Source organism: Dokdonia ponticola (genome assembly GCF_042653865.1).
Classification (GTDB): Bacteria; Bacteroidota; Bacteroidia; order Flavobacteriales; family Flavobacteriaceae; genus Dokdonia; species Dokdonia ponticola.
This window is the reverse complement of the sequence record NZ_JBHSFV010000005.1, coordinates 205,226-220,681: the sequence shown is the minus strand read 5'-3', so window position 1 is coordinate 220,681 and position 15,456 is coordinate 205,226. Positions and strand designations below refer to the sequence as shown.

The 15,456-nt window shown below is 35.0% G+C and carries 16 protein-coding genes; 6 read left to right on the top strand and 10 right to left on the bottom strand.

The genetic code is table 11. The annotated features are described in order from the left end of the window. On the bottom strand, positions 1–840 hold the full coding sequence (locus ACFO3O_RS10295; protein ID WP_379978522.1) for a 1,4-dihydroxy-2-naphthoyl-CoA synthase: 840 nt from the start codon (positions 838–840) through the stop codon (positions 1–3). 47 nt (positions 841–887) lie between these two features. Here ACFO3O_RS10295 and ACFO3O_RS10290 point away from each other — a divergent pair, with 47 nt between their 5' ends. From ACFO3O_RS10290 to ACFO3O_RS10280, 3 genes are all read left to right on the top strand, one after another. Further along, entirely contained in the window at positions 888–2,021 is a 1,134-nt protein-coding gene (locus tag ACFO3O_RS10290) for a C1 family peptidase (RefSeq protein WP_379978521.1), read from the top strand. Positions 2,022–2,164: 143 nt separating this feature from the next. Next, on the top strand, positions 2,165–2,581 hold the full coding sequence (locus tag ACFO3O_RS10285) for a hypothetical protein (RefSeq protein WP_379978520.1): 417 nt from the start codon (positions 2,165–2,167) through the stop codon (positions 2,579–2,581). A gap of 53 nt (positions 2,582–2,634) precedes the next feature. Further along, positions 2,635–3,060 carry a hypothetical protein gene (locus ACFO3O_RS10280; RefSeq protein ID WP_379978519.1) on the top strand — a complete coding sequence of 142 codons (426 nt, stop codon included), beginning with the start codon at positions 2,635–2,637 and terminating at the stop codon, positions 3,058–3,060. Between the two features lie 12 nt (positions 3,061–3,072). Here ACFO3O_RS10280 and ACFO3O_RS10275 read toward each other — a convergent pair whose 3' ends face one another. From ACFO3O_RS10275 to ACFO3O_RS10255, 5 genes are all read right to left on the bottom strand, one after another. Continuing rightward, positions 3,073–3,906 (bottom strand): CvfB family protein, encoded by an 834-nt coding sequence (locus ACFO3O_RS10275; protein WP_379978518.1) that lies wholly within the window; start codon positions 3,904–3,906, stop codon positions 3,073–3,075. Between the two features lie 107 nt (positions 3,907–4,013). Beyond that, positions 4,014–4,355, bottom strand: coding sequence for a DUF2853 family protein (locus tag ACFO3O_RS10270; RefSeq protein WP_379978517.1), 342 nt, complete (start codon positions 4,353–4,355; stop codon positions 4,014–4,016). A 79-nt stretch (positions 4,356–4,434) separates the two neighbouring features. Further along, a complete protein-coding gene (menD, locus tag ACFO3O_RS10265) occupies positions 4,435–6,153 on the bottom strand; it encodes a 2-succinyl-5-enolpyruvyl-6-hydroxy-3-cyclohexene-1-carboxylic-acid synthase (RefSeq protein WP_379978516.1) in 1,719 nt (572 codons plus the stop codon). Between the two features lie 48 nt (positions 6,154–6,201). Beyond that, positions 6,202–7,329 (bottom strand): chorismate-binding protein, encoded by a 1,128-nt coding sequence (locus ACFO3O_RS10260; protein ID WP_379978515.1) that lies wholly within the window; start codon positions 7,327–7,329, stop codon positions 6,202–6,204. Continuing rightward, a complete protein-coding gene (locus ACFO3O_RS10255) occupies positions 7,329–7,691 on the bottom strand; it encodes a hotdog fold thioesterase (protein WP_379978607.1) in 363 nt (120 codons plus the stop codon). Before ACFO3O_RS10255 ends, ACFO3O_RS10260 begins: the two co-directional genes overlap by 1 nt. Before the next feature lie 141 nt (positions 7,692–7,832). Here ACFO3O_RS10255 and ACFO3O_RS10250 point away from each other — a divergent pair, with 141 nt between their 5' ends. The 3 genes from ACFO3O_RS10250 to ACFO3O_RS10240 all read left to right on the top strand — a co-directional run bounded on the left by ACFO3O_RS10250 (position 7,833) and on the right by ACFO3O_RS10240 (position 9,719). After that, positions 7,833–8,366 carry a hypothetical protein gene (locus ACFO3O_RS10250; RefSeq protein ID WP_379978514.1) on the top strand — a complete coding sequence of 178 codons (534 nt, stop codon included), beginning with the start codon at positions 7,833–7,835 and terminating at the stop codon, positions 8,364–8,366. 61 nt (positions 8,367–8,427) lie between these two features. Further along, complete coding sequence (locus tag ACFO3O_RS10245) at positions 8,428–9,006, top strand: GNAT family N-acetyltransferase (protein WP_379978513.1); 579 nt, start codon at positions 8,428–8,430, stop codon at positions 9,004–9,006. Positions 9,007–9,074: 68 nt separating this feature from the next. After that, positions 9,075–9,719 (top strand): alpha/beta hydrolase, encoded by a 645-nt coding sequence (locus tag ACFO3O_RS10240; protein ID WP_379978512.1) that lies wholly within the window; start codon positions 9,075–9,077, stop codon positions 9,717–9,719. A gap of 27 nt (positions 9,720–9,746) precedes the next feature. On the opposite strand, the gene ACFO3O_RS10235 is transcribed toward ACFO3O_RS10240, so the two are convergent. The 4 genes from ACFO3O_RS10235 to ACFO3O_RS10220 form a co-directional block, all read right to left on the bottom strand. Then, a complete protein-coding gene (locus ACFO3O_RS10235; protein ID WP_379978511.1) occupies positions 9,747–11,501 on the bottom strand; it encodes a T9SS type A sorting domain-containing protein in 1,755 nt (584 codons plus the stop codon). Between the two features lie 280 nt (positions 11,502–11,781). Continuing rightward, positions 11,782–13,182: a proprotein convertase P-domain-containing protein gene (locus ACFO3O_RS10230; RefSeq protein ID WP_379978510.1), complete on the bottom strand. Its 1,401-nt coding sequence runs from the start codon at positions 13,180–13,182 to the stop codon at positions 11,782–11,784. A 363-nt stretch (positions 13,183–13,545) separates the two neighbouring features. Then, positions 13,546–14,670 carry a glycosyltransferase family 4 protein gene (locus ACFO3O_RS10225; RefSeq protein WP_379978509.1) on the bottom strand — a complete coding sequence of 375 codons (1,125 nt, stop codon included), beginning with the start codon at positions 14,668–14,670 and terminating at the stop codon, positions 13,546–13,548. Positions 14,671–14,684: 14 nt separating this feature from the next. Continuing rightward, entirely contained in the window at positions 14,685–15,368 is a 684-nt protein-coding gene (locus ACFO3O_RS10220; protein WP_379978508.1) for a sulfotransferase domain-containing protein, read from the bottom strand. Positions 15,369–15,456: the final 88 nt, after the last annotated feature.

Here is a 15,456-nt window from a genome sequence, read left to right as displayed (position 1 = left end):
TTAAGGAATCCATTTTTTCTCAAAATTAGGAGCGCGTTTTTCTAAAAATGCATTTCTTCCTTCTATAGCTTCGTCTGTCATATACGCAAGGCGTGTGGCCTCTCCCGCAAACACTTGTTGTCCTACCATACCATCGTCTGTAAGGTTCATCGCAAACTTGAGCATTTTTATAGAAATAGGCGATTTAGCAAGAATTTCTTGTGCCCATTCATAGGCGGTATTTTCTAAATCTTCATGAGGAATCACAGCATTGACCATCCCCATCTCATAAGCTTCTTGTGCTGAATAATTACGCCCTAAAAAGAAAATCTCTCTCGCTTTTTTCTGTCCTACCATTTTGGCTAAATATGCAGATCCGTACCCCCCATCAAAGCTCGTTACATCAGCATCCGTTTGTTTAAAAATAGCATGCTCTTTACTCGCTAGGGTAAGGTCGCAAACCACATGTAAACTATGTCCACCTCCTACCGCCCATCCTGGCACGACAGCAATGACCGCTTTAGGCATAAAACGAATCAATCGTTGTACTTCTAGAATATTAAGTCTATGATAACCGTCATCCCCCACATACCCTTCTTTTCCTCTAGCTTTTTGATCGCCTCCACTACAAAAACTATAAACTCCGTCTTTGGTAGAAGGTCCTTCGGCAGATAACAAAACCACACCAATAGATGTATCTTCATTAGCATCGTAAAAGGCATCGTATAATTCGCTAGTTGTTTTGGGGCGAAATGCGTTACGAACATTAGGTCTATTAAACGCTATTCTAGCAACGCCGTCGCACTTTTTATAGGTAATATCTGTATATTCTTTGGCTGTTTTCCAGTTAGGAGTCTTCATAAATGCTATTTTAGCGTAAAAATAACCCTTTATTCGTATTCACAGAAATGAAAAAGTTCACCATTTGCATTATTCTTGTTTTTGCTTTTGCGAAAGCGGTCTTAGCCCAAGACACAGCAGCACCTTATGTATTTACAGACTTGATCCATCTCGAAGCCACACCTGTCATAAGTCAAGGAAATACAGGCACCTGTTGGAGTTTTTCTACCTCATCATTTCTAGAAAGTGAGATCAAACGAATCACAGGAAAGAACGTAGACCTTTCTGAAATGTATACTGTACGGACTACATACCCTCTCAAAGCAGAAAATTATGTCATGAGGCAAGGGAAAGCACAGTTTAGTGAAGGAGGACTGGCACATGACGTAATTTATAGCGTGGCAAAATATGGACTTGTCCCCGTAAATGCCTACACAGGGCTTGCTCCTACTGAAAATAAACACAATCACGCTGAGATGGTTGCGGTATTGGAAGCTATGCTTACTACGTATGTGGATAATCCAGGGAGAAAACTAAGTAAAAAATGGAAGCCTGCGGTTAATGCAGTTCTTGATACATACTTAGGAGCTCCTTTAACTACTTTTTCTTATGAAGATAAAACCTACACACCTCATGATTTTGCAAATGCTATGGGCATAAAGCCTAGCAATTATATCTCCTTAACATCGTTTACCCACGCTCCTTTTTACGAATCCTTTATCTTAAATATTCCTGATAACTTCTCTAACGGATCATTTTATAATGTGCCGTTAGATGAATTTATGCAAAACATTGACCATGCATTAGAAAATGGCTTTACCATTACATTAGATTGTGATGTAAGCGAATTAACATTTTCTTCAAAACAAGGGGTGGCTGTGATTCCTGCACAGAGTGAAAATCCAAAATTGGCTGTATTAGGACCTGAGAAAGAAAAAGTAATTAACCAACAATACCGTCAGGACGAGTTTGAAAATTACAATACAACTGATGACCATCTAATGCATATCACAGGAAAAGCAACAGATCAATATGGAACGATTTACTATAAAGTAAAAAATTCTTGGGGAACAGACGCTGATAGAACTGCTTACGATGGATATGTATATATGAGCGCTTCCTACATCCGACTCAAAGCAATTTCTGTATTAATGCACAAAGATGGGCTACCCAAGTCAATTTCAAAAAAAATCAAATCATAAACAAATCGACTCTATAATCATTGATGTTTATGTATTTAATCGGTTAATTCTTACATTATATCGATTTGATTACATTTTATTTACTATGCACGCATAGTAAATAAAATGTATGGTATCTTTGCTCTCTAATAAATATTTAGGGTATGTATTTAGAAAATTCGACGGTTTGTAAAGAGGTAAAAAAAATTCACAAACTCGATTATGGGACTATTTATGTCTTTGAAGACTTCTTAGTTTCAGAATTCAAAGCTGATGCTATCATAGATTTTGATTGTTTTGTTCAACTCTATCACTATCTTAACTCTTATAGTGAGCACAAGGAATCATTTGGTTATATTTCAAACAGAATTCATAAATATACGGTAAAAGTAGCCGATTTTATGAAAGCACGACCATTTGCTCAAAAAATATATCCTACTGCTGTGGTGACGTATGATGAGGAGACCACAAAAACATTTAACTTTGAAAAGAAAATATATACGAACTGCGAAGCGGTCTTGTGTGATTCATTAGACAAAGCGATAGCATCTGTATCTAGAAGTTTAACAAATGCATGTTAAAGATGGTGTGATTTTTGGCGTTTATGATTAAATTGTCTCTAGAAAATCACACTATGAAAAAAATACTTTTCCTATTACTTTTTCTTCCCATTTTGAGTTTTAGTCAAAATTTAGATGTTGAGAAAACTGGTTTTAATATAAAAGCATTAACACTCACCAGTAGCCCTCGAAGTATCCTTTCTTATAGTGCAAATAATGAGCAGATTCCCTCTCGGATAAAGCCTTTTGATTCTAGATCAAGACAGGAAATATACAACGCTAATCGATCCTTAATATATACCGTACAAAGTAGTTTTGCTGCCAAAAACATCAAAAACCCAGTGATTGCAATTGCTCTTTTAGATAATGGCAATTCACAAACGTTTTGGGGAAATAGCAGTATTGATGTAAAAAATATAGCATACAAACCTTCCAATGGAGGTACTGTATTTTCAGCGTATTGCGCTGCCTCTTATGCAGCTAATAATCCTCAATATTAAAGAGTTATTCCTCTACTCCACACTGTAAATCCCATCTTCTTTGATAAGAATTTTTTGATCTTTATATAAGGTGCCTATTGCTTTCTTGAAGCTCTTTTTACTCAGTCCTAATTGAGATTGTATGTCTTCTGGATCAGATTTATCATGCAACGGGAGAAAACCATCATTTGCCGCTAACTCCTCATAAATATATTGTGCATTAGGTTCTATGCTTTTATAACCTTCTTCCTGAAGCACAATATCTATTTTACCATCTGGTCGGATTTTTTTTACCCATCCCTCTAACTGATCTCCTGTGCGTATATCTTCAAAAATATCTTCCTTATAAATTAAGCCTTTATGTTTTGAATTGACAATAGCATTTGCTCCTCTATCCGTGATGTGAGAGATTAGTAAACTTACTTTATCAAACTTTTTAAGATCTAGTGTATCATTAGAGAGGTACTTTATCGTTTTACTAGTAGCGGCGAGTCTATTTGTTTTTTCATCTAGGTACATATAAACAATATACCAACTCCCTACCTTCATAGGTCTTGCTTGTTGTGCAAAAGGAACAAAGAGTTCTTTTTCTAATCCCCAATCTAAGAAGGCCCCTATATCTGAAACCGTAGTACAACGCAAATATCCAAAACTATTAAGTTCTATATAAGGTTTTAATGTTGTGGCTACAGGTCGCTCTTCATGATCAAGGTATACATACACCTCTAGCTCATCCCATATTTTATATTCGTCGGGAACATATTTATTAGGTAATAATACATCATCACCTGCTTCGTTAGACAAAAAGAGACCTGGCTCTGTCTCCCTGTCAATTCTCATTGTATGGTATTTTCCTATTTCTAACATAAACTGCAAATAAGCTACAAAAATACGATTAGTTCCATCAAAAAACGCTTTGACAATGTATTATCGTCAAAGCGTTTTAAAAATAGGTTGGTTAGTTAAGTAGCCTATTAATTATATACAGATTCTTTTTTGAAATGCTTTGTAAGCATATAATATACAACTGCACGATATTTACTACGGTTAGATTTTCCGTATGTATCAATGACACTTGCAATTGCACTATCTAATTCTGGTCCGTCACTAAGTCCTAATTTTTTTACTAAAAAATTATTTTTAACTGTAGCGAGTTCACCCTCATCACTTCCAGATACGGTCGCTGCATCAGCATTATAAATAGATGGTCCGCAACCTATTGTTACTTTTGTAAGAAGATCCATGTCAGGAGTCATTCCACACTTGTTTTTTAAATCATCTGCATATTTTGCGATGAGATCGTCTCTTTTACTCATAATGATAAAGTTACTTGTTTGATTTAATATTAATTGTTCTTAAAGATAAAATATTTTCTAATACTTAACCAATATTTTTTCATTTGATATGTTTAAAGTAGTTTAAGAGCACTTCATCGTTGATTTTGCGCGGTGTGAAGATTTCTAACAACGTAGGTTGACTGTTTGATGCATATAATGCTTCTTTTGCCAACACGCATTCTTCTTCATTGTTTGCTGTGAGATATTTAACCCCATACATGGCACACAACTGTTTTGCTGTTAATTGGTGTGTGGTTTCAAAAAAAGTATCAAAATTATCAGTGTTTTTATCTCTATTTGGTAAAATTCTAAAAATACCTCCTCCACTGTTATTAATGACTATGATCTTAAAATCTTGAGGAATATAGGCATTCCAAAGCGCGTTACTATCGTAAAAAAAGCTCAGATCACCCGTGATAAAAGTCGTTGGTAATTCTGTAGCTACTGCTGCTCCTATGGCTGTACTTGTACTTCCATCAATCCCACTAGTACCTCTATTACAATACACCTGCAAGGTTTTATTAATATCAAATAGTTGTGCATATCGCACAGCACTACTATTCCCTATTTGCAACATTGAATGATCAGGTATAGAAGACAATATATGATCAAAAGCTTTAAAATCACACCACGGCATCTGTTCTATATAAGAGGTATGCAATTGATCTCGTTTGGCTCGTATGCCTAACCAATATAATTTATAGTCACTCTTTCCTTGAGATACCCTGAGCATCATCTTACTAAAAAAGGCATTAGGCTCGATTTCAAAATGCTTATTTAAGCAAAAATAGGTGTCGTATGCTTTTTTAGCATCAATATGCCAATGGTGTTTGGGTTGGTACGTTCTCAAAAAAGCTTTAATCTTTTTTGAAATAACCATTCCTCCAAAGGTGAGTAAAATATCTGGCTGTAGTTGTTTAAATCCTTCATCATCTAGCGAACCTATCATATTATCGATACGTGTAAAAAAATGAGGATGCTCCATATTTGAAGTGGTTTCTGTAAAGACAATCACTGATGGATCAGTACCAAGCCACGCTATGATTTCTTGCTCTAAAACTCCTGGCGGATTTACACCTACCAAAACCATTTTACGGGGCGTTGCATTCCATATATCAATAAAAGGCTGTAATTCCTCTTCTGTAATTTCCTGTTCAATAGGACGTGGTGCTATATCTATAGGTGTCACTGTTTTTTCTTCAATCATTTCATACAGTGGCTCATAAAAAGGGACATTAATATGCACAGGTCCATTATGCTCAATTGCCATATTGAGTGCTTTATTAATCTCTTGCTCATTATGACGCCTACTCTCTACAATCTTCTGAAGTAAATGCTTATCTGTAATCGTTTCTACAGGGACAATCTCTGAATATAAATTTGCAGAATACATGATATGATTTTCAAATACATTCTTCTGTCTGATGGTTTGTCCGTCGCCTATATCTATACGTTCTACAGGCCTGTCTGCACTTATGACTACAAGGGGTATATCACTATAAAACGCTTCTGCTATCGCTGGGTAGTAATTCAATAAGGCACTCCCTGATGTACATACTAATGCGACTGGTTTTCGAGTTTGTTGTGCAATCCCTAATCCAAAAAAAGCAGCACACCGCTCATCTACAATACTATACGATTTTATCGTTGGATTTTTTGTAAATTCAATAGTTAGTGGAGCATTACGAGAGCCGGGAGAAATGACTACTTGCGTTATTCCTTTACTCAAGCAAAGACTAACGATAGATTGTGCTACGGGTATTTTGGAGTGTTTCATTTAATTCTATAAAAATACGACTCTCTAAGCATATTTCAGCAAAATATATTAAAACAAAACACGCCCCATGGTTTCTAATTTATGCCTTGTCTCTTCCCATTCTGATTCAGGAATACTTGCCCCTGTGATGCCTCCTCCTACATATATTTGAGTCCCCATAGCCGTGTGCTCCATACAACGTAAATTCACAAAAAGATGTGTCTGTTTTTGTATACTTCGATACGCAAGATTTTCTACATTACGTCGTGTCTTAGATCGGGTCATCTCCCTTTTTAGATTGAGTTCTCCTAAAAAACCTGTGTAGTAAGAACGGTCGTAATTTTCGTTTTCTCTAATAAATCTTTTAGCGCTCTCAACTGGAAGTCCACAAACTGCGGGTGTGGGATGTAATACTTTAATTACTTCATCCAAAGACACTTCACTTGTCTCTAAACGTGCTGAAATTGTTGTTTTTAAATGCCATAAATTCCCAGCACGATGACTCTCTGTTTCACCAACAGTAAGATCTTTGGTTAGCGGTTTTAATCGAGAAACGATGGTATCTGTCACCAATTGTTGCTCTTCTTTCTCCTTAGCACCCCAAAAAACAGGAGTGTCAGATATATATTTTTGAGTCCCTGCAAGAGACATCGTATGTACAATTCTATTTTTTACTTGCAGTAAGGTTTCTGGAGTAGCCCCTAGCCATAACCCAACGTTAGGATGATACCAGATATAAACAAAGGCGCTTGTATAGGTATCTAATAATTTTTTAAACACAGCGATAGGGTCTTGCAATGCATCTGGAAAAGTACGCTTTCGCGAAAGCACAACCTTCTTCAACAACCCTGCTTGGATTGTGTCTATTGCTTTCTGCACTAATGCAATATGAGCATTTTTATGAGATAGATCTTCTTTAGGAAGTCGTACCTTCGAATTAGTTTGAGAAAGAGCTGAAGCTGAAGCCTTCCATTCACAAAGGATCTGATGTGTATCTGGAATTATACACGTTTTTTGGACATTATCAAAGGGGGCAAAAGCAAATCCGCTCTCTGTAAAATCTTTGACATAATGTAATACATCATCTTCTTGATAGAAACTTTGGAGATGGTTACCCTCTGGTTTTCTATACACTACAAAGGGAAGTGCATCTTCAAACTGTCGTGTAATATATTTAAAAAAAGAAGCTTCTGTCATTATTTTTTAGGTAATGCGATTGTCGTCAATTTTACTTTTGAAATCAGCATATCCTCTTCATCAACCACATCAATATTCCATAATTGCGTGGTACGACCTTTATGAATAAACGTTGCTTTTGCATATACCATTCCTTCACGTTTACTCTTCACGTGGTTTGCTGAAATTTCAATACCGCGCACGTACATATTTTCTCCATCCAGAAACATAAAACTAGCAGCACTTCCTACGCTTTCTGCAAGGGCTACCATAGCGCCACCATGCAATACACCATCGGGTTGATGTACTCTAGGAGTTACAGGCATTTGTGCTACAAGAAAATCTTCGCCAAAATCAATATACTTGATTTCTAGCGTTTCCATGAGCGTATTTTTACAACTTTGAGCAAGTCTGTCTAGGATTTGTTGCTTATTCAAATTCACAAAATTATGTTAAAAATTAATTTTAAAAAAAACCGTAATTAGTCAAATTTCGTTAATATAAATAAATAAACCCTTATCATTATGTATAAAAAATTATTAGCCATTATTTTTATCTCTGGATTTCTGAATTCTTGTGATGTTGTCGATGAACTAACCAAATTTGATTTAACCTACGACACCAATATTATCATTGAATCATCTACAGTTTTAGATTTACCCATAAATATCATCTCACCAGAGGTTGAAACAAATTCAGAGCAAGAATTTGACAATAATAATACAAGAGTAGATCTAGTAGAGAGTATCAAACTTCGTAGATTAAAAATGGAAATTATAACACCTGATGAAGGTGATTTTAATTTTTTAAATGAAATTAGAATATTTATTAGAGCTGATGGCTTTGAAGAAATATTAATAGCCTCTGCTATAACTATCCCTGAAAATAATTCTAAAACACTTGAGTTAGATATTGAAAATATAGAATTACTTGACTATGTCCGTCAAGAAAACTATACCCTTCGTACAGAAACAATTACCGATGAAGTTATTTCTGAAAACCATCAAATCAATATAGAAACTGTTTTTAGAGTAGATGCTAAGATACTAGGAATTTAAAACAACTATAATATCTATTATTATAAATAGATATCATATTTTTATAGTATGATATCTATTTATGAAAGCAAAGACCTTAAAAAATAAACGCGCAAAATTACTGCCGCTTGAGCCCTTTCACTACAGAGATTTACTACCGCTTTCTAAGCAAGTAGACTTATATAAATATGGAGCTTCAGATATTTCTACACCCAAAAAGTTAAAAAAATATATGAATGAGGCTTTTGAAAAAAAAGAGCAAGGACTTTCATTGCCATTTATTATTTATGACAAAAAACTGGAACGTTTTGCAGGAAGCACACGCTTCGGAAATATAGACAAGAAAAATAAGGTCGTACAGATTGGATGGACGTGGTTGGGAGACGATTTTCGCGGAAGCGGACTCAATCACCACATCAAATTCTTAATGCTGAGTTATGCCTTTGAAAAGCTGTACTTTGAGAGAGTGGAGTTTCGGATAGATGAGCGTAATATGCGATCACGCCGTGCAGTTGAAAAAATTGGAGGCGTCTTGGAGGGAGTTTTACGTAAAGATACGTTGACTAGAGACGGTTTTAGACGAAGTTCTGCCTGTTATGGGATTTTACGGGAAGAATGGGACGAGATTAAAGCAACTATTTTTAAAGACCTTAGCACTTAATTATACTGAATAAACACTCTTAGTGCGCTCCTGCCTGCCAGCAGGAGGTTCGCAAAAAGCTATAAAAAATGCCAGAAAACCAAATTACATACACACATACCAATACCTACAGCACCCTGAATGCATTCACGCCAAAAACCAAAAATGTATGGCTTGCTTTTCATGGAATGGGACATCTTAGTCGGTATTTCATCAAGCATTTTGAAGGATTGAATCTTGATGAAAATTATATAATTGCACCACAAGCCGCTAGCAAATACTATCAAGACAAACGTTTTAAGTATGTAGGTGCGAGTTGGCTCACCAAGGAAAATACAGCTTTAGAAAAAGAAAATGTACTTACCTACATCGATGCCGTCTGGGCAACCGAATCTAAAAAATGGGAAGAACAACACATTAACCTCATCTTGATGGGATACTCACAGGGCGTTTCTATTGTAACGCGCTGGGCAAGTAGCCGAAAGATAGATTGCAAACAACTCCTACTCCACTCTGGTGCCATTCCACATGAATTAACACCTCTGCATTTTGAATATTTAGCTCCCACCACAAAAGTAATCTATCTTTATGGTGATAAAGATGAATATATCAATGAAGCACGTAAAACTGAACAACAATTAAAAGGTACTGCACTCTTTGGAGATCGATTACAGATTGAAGTTTTTGACGGCATTCATGAAGTGAATGAAGCGTTTATTAAAAAAAGTATATAAGCTATCTCAGCTGTCTCCTAGAAGTTGTTATATTTTCATTATTATTTTGGTAGTAACATGTTCATTCCCCATATAGAAGGATACAAAGTAAGTCCCTTTATAAAAGTTAGAAGTAGATAATACCATTTCGTTCTCTTGTATAACATGAGTAGCTACAAGTTGTCCTAACACATTGTGTATTTTAATTTTGCTATTCCCTACTATAAATTCTGCTATTTTTATAGTAATGATATCTTCCGTTGGATTGGGATATAATTGTATATCAAAATCAGTTTGAACATCTTCTATGGTAAGCGGTGATTGGCCTTCTACAATGGTTAAGGTTTGATTAGCACTAACATCTTCTATTAGATCTATATGACCACTTAACCAAGTAACCTTTACATAATCAATGACAGTGGCTTCCCCGACTCCAAAAGTTTCAACATCAGAATTTTGGCTTAAGTAACTCTCTACGCTAGTCGTTACTCTATATTGTTTTTCTCCATTGATACTGATTTCTATTCTTGAACCATAACCATCACGGTTACTTTCTACACCTTCAAGGCTTACTTTTAACCAGTTATTGAATAACAGTTGATAATACTTATTATTCCATAAGTCAAATGTATAAGGCTCTCTATTTGCCACAACAATATCTAAATACCCATCATTATCAAAATCTCCTGATGCATTACCATATGAATGTGCTAAATCTGTTTCAAAACCATTACTCAGAATTCTGGTAAATGATGTGTCTTCATTCTGGTAATAAAATGCTGCCGACACTTCTCCATTAACATTTGTATCATCAAAACCACTTACATATAAATCGAGACGTCCATCATTATTCATATCTACAAAATTTGCTCCCCAAGATGTCCTATCAAAACTAACGCCAGCTGGAATTGCTATTTCTGAAAAAGTCCCATCCCCATTGTTTTTCATAAGTGCATTGGCTGGAACAGGAAAATCTTCGTCATAAGCAGTATTGGTTATATAAGCATCTATAAAGCCATCTGCATTATAATCATCTAGCCCCACTGACATTGCATCCATGACATATCCAACCTCTGCTTCTTCTGTGACATCAGTAAATGTCCCATCTCCATTATTATGGTATAAAATATTAGCCGTTACTTTCCTGTCATTAATAAGATAAATATCTAACCATCCGTCATTATTATAATCAAAAAAAGTGCCCTGAAAAGTAATCTTACTCACATCGCCAATCTCAGATAATTGATTGACATTTTCAAAGGTTCCATCTCCATTATTTCTAAATAACATATTAGGTATAACCTGATTTAAATCTCTATTACTTAAAAAAAGATCTAAATCTCCATCATTATCAAAATCTCCCCAAGAACCACTATTAGTCTTAAGTGGCATATCAGGAATCCCTGCTGCTACTGTAATATCAGTAAATATAAAGTCGTCATTTCTGTAAAGCCTATTTTTATATTCTTCACTAGCAACAAAAAGATCTTTATCCCCATCATTATCAAAATCAATCCAAACAGCTTGTTTTAAAGACATAGGGAGTTGTTCAAGCTCAAAGGTCACTTCTTCAAAAACACCATTCACATTTCTAAAAAATCCTATAGGCTCTTCATCATCTCCAGATACTGTAATATCATCCCAACCATCATTATCAAAGTCACAAAAAGAGACGCCAGTACCAAACTGGATAGTGTTTGAAAAACTAAAGTTTACACTTTCCGAAATTTCCACAAAAACTTGACCGTATCCGTAAAGGCTCAAAAAAAAACAAAGTAAAAATGTAGTATAATGATGCTTCATACATCTGTTTTATTTAGTCATATTTACTGCTATCGTTTCTAATCACTTACTTACATAAGTCACTAATTCGTATTAGTTTGTATTAAATTTAATAAAAATCCCCGTAGGGTAGATAAAAAAATCGCTTTCGCGAAAGCAAAAAATTAGATCTAACAGCTACATTCATTCTGTTCACATACTGAAAAGTGAAGCATTTTTATCTTAATCGATTCATACAAAACAAAAAAAGCTACTCTTTACAAGAGCAGCTTTTTTAAATTTAAATATAAAGCTTAGTCAGCTAGTTTATTGGTTTTCCTTGTTGAAGTCTTTTATATTCTTTTTTGGTTAGGCCTTCCATTTCTTTTTTGAATTTCATCTCAGCAGTCCTATCGACAGGAGACTCAGGGCTATTTACAATATTCTCATCACAAAAACCAATAGACCAGCTATTTAATGTTCCTGTATCCCCCGTTGAATCATCAAATATACTTAACAACCAATCACCAGAAACAGATTCTCCGTTAAACGTAGTAGCAAAAGTACCCCCCTCTGATTGAAACGATCCTGTAAACGGAGCTCCACTGGTTGTAATATTAGGAGCTCCATCTCTAAACTCAGTCATTGAGTAGTTGTTACCTCCTGCACCGTTGTCTGAGCTTAGATCAAGTGTAGTTCCCTCAGGAGAGACCAATGAAATATCTAGATCACCAACAAAACTATGTGTGATATTAATCGTTACATTATCAATATCTGCATCTACACCTATAGTACCCATGGCTGTACTTGTAGCCGTTGAGTTTAAGAAATTATTATCAAAAATTTCACCCCCAGCAGCACCAGTAAACGTATTGAGCATTCCTTCACAAGAAGCAAGAAGGCATTGTGAATCCGAAATAAATGTTCCTGAAAAACCATTTAAAGTACTCCATGTTCCTGAAGTTGAAGAACAATTTACAGCTGTAGTGTATAAGTGTGTTCCATTCCATGTAATTTCAATTCCTTGTGAAGTATACATTCCTTGTATGTCACATATTGTCACATCTCCATCAACGACACAACCGCTTTGGCTACTACCAGTCAATGAACCTAAATCTACAGTATTAAAGATTGTCTGCGTTGTAATATCTGTGTCATTACCTTGTCCTGTACCAGTATTAAATATAATACTCCAAGTACCACTTGCATCTGCTACACTTGCTTGGTCAGTAACAAAAGTTCCTGTAAGTGGCACAACAGCATCTCGTGTATTTTCTTTTACTACTGTAATAAGAGCTGCTCTTGAATTTGAAATTACCTCCGTAGTACTTGGATTAGATCCATCGTCATCTACGTTAAAAACAAATGAAGAAGATCTAGAATTAATAGAATTAAATACTATATTCATTTCATCCTTCGCTGTAAATTCAGTTTGTTGTACTGCTCCTTTATAAAACTCAACTATTCCGTTAAGGTACGTTATGGTTGCTTCCGCCGTCTGGCCATTGATTACTTTAATTACTACAGTACCACGATCTTGACTATCTGTTGTGGTAAATACCCCCTTATACATCCCAAGTGATGAATCTTGATATGTGCTTAAATCTGACACAAGATCGAAACTACCAAAAGAAATCGCATCTTCATTAATAGGTTCATCGTTAGAACAAGAAAATAATGCTCCTACTAAAAACAAGGAAGAAAACAGTTTAGTTAGTTTCATAATTTATAGAATTTAATAAATTCAACAATGGTTAGGTGTATGGTAGTGAACTAGTAATATATCCTAATAACCTATTTATAAAATAATTAACCTTAAATAATCAATAGGAACAATAAATAGTAGTAACAAACATAAAAAAATAAAAGTGAATTCTTATGTTTTTCTTAACAAAACTGCAAAAAACAAAAGAAATTGTAAGTCTTATCGGAGATGTACATTTGGCGTAAAAACATTGATCTTATTATTTGTCATCAATTCATTTTTTAGTCCTTTTTCATATGCTTTCGCGAAAGCGTAATACAGAAAAATCATCATAGCACTTAATACAGAGGGGGTTAATTTTGTAATATGAACTTCATTACACTACAGTCGATCGGTCATCAATACCTCGATAGTGTTCATAAAAGCATCGGCATGTTTTTTCCACGAAAACAGCTGTGCATGTGCTATGTTTTTTTGACAGTTTGTTTTTTGTTGAGATACTGAAAAGTGAGACACTTTACTCATTTGATTTTTTATTTCAGCAACAGATTCTGGATTGAAGTAGTGAGCGACCTCTCCTCCTACTTCTGGCAGACTAGAGGTATTTGAGCAAATGACATCAGTCCCACAAGCCAATGCCTCTAATACGGGAAGACCAAAACCCTCATATAGAGAAGGGTATATTAAGGCACGTGCATGGGTATAGATTGTTGGCAAATCTTCTTTCTTTACATAGCCCAATAGTTGGATTTGATCTCTGTAAGGGTGTTTTGCTAGTTGTTTTTCAAAAGTCTCAGTTTTCCACCCTAAACTCCCTACAAATATAAGATTGTGTGGTGTATGGGTTTCATTCATGAAAAGGCTATACGCCTTGAGTAAACGCACTAAGTTTTTACGGGGCTCTATGGTTCCTACACATAAAAAATAAGGTAATTTGATACCAAAACTATGAATAACATCATTATTTTTAGAGGGTTTAAAAGCAGGATCTTTTCCTAATAAAAGCGTCTTGTTTTTACCTTTGGCAGATGGATAATAATGCTCTAAATCCTTGCTCGTGTTTTTAGAATTTGTAAAAATCAAATGCGTGTTCTTAAGTATCCGTTTCAAAAATATACGTTGTAATATTTGACCATGCCAACGATGATATTCTGGAAATAATATAGGGGTAAGATCATGTATAAATGTAACCCGTTTTATTCTTTTTGGTAAATTAAAAGGGCCAAAATGAGCAGGTTCAAAAACCACATCTACTTTTTGCTTTGTAAGCAAGTAGGGAATCAAAAAAAATAATCTGAGTGATGCAAATCCTATGGGCAGGCTACTAGTGGGAATTACGATTTGCTGTATACCCAATAGCTCAGTATCTTTTTTATTTTTATGGCGAACGAGTATGTATTCATGTCCGTCATTTCTTTTTAATAACTCTTTAATCAACGCCTCAGTGTAAACGTGAATACCTGCATTTTGATTATCTAGAGCGTCGGCGAGAATAGCAATTTTCATAAACAAATTGTTAATCAACTATACTTATTTGCTTTCATTTGTTTTTTGTTTTTTAACCAAAATAGCATCTGAAATATCTTTGGCATTTCATCTTTGTAAGATCCGGCTATTCCTCTCCTAAAAAATTTATTGGTACGTTCTGCTTTTTGTGCTGTATTTTCTATTTTTTTTCCTCCACTCCCAAAATACTGTGGTGTTCCTTTTTTAAGAGATTCAAACGTGGGTAGTTTTTTTAGGTTAGGTACAGGAAGTTCCATTATTTCTCTGAGTCGTTCTACTTGTCCTACAGGGTCTTTAATTAAATCCTCATAGCGAATCACAAGATCTGCTTTGTTTACCCATTTTTCGACATTTACAGACCAACCTCCAAAAAAACTACCGCCTCTGGCTAGAATAGCTTCAGCCAAATTTTTATAATAATTAGAACCTGGAGCAATAATGTCTTTTCTATGGTGGGCAATAGAAACTAAAGCATCTCGACCATCTCTAATTAAGTATACAGACTTCATAGATTGGAGGTCCTTGGGGAGTTGATGAGGCAATAAGTGTGTTTTAACTACTGGATAAGAAGAAAAATTCTTAAGCACTTTTTTATCCGATTCCATATGAAACTCGCTAGATTCAATGCCATACACCTCAAAAAGAATATTTCTAAAAAAAGTGTTCCCAGATCTAGGAAAAGATGCTAACCAAATCATGAAAGTTCTCTATATTTATCGAAATTACAAATATACATTATAAAAGGAAGAAGTGTTGTGTAGATACTTAGTCTTATCTGAAAGAACT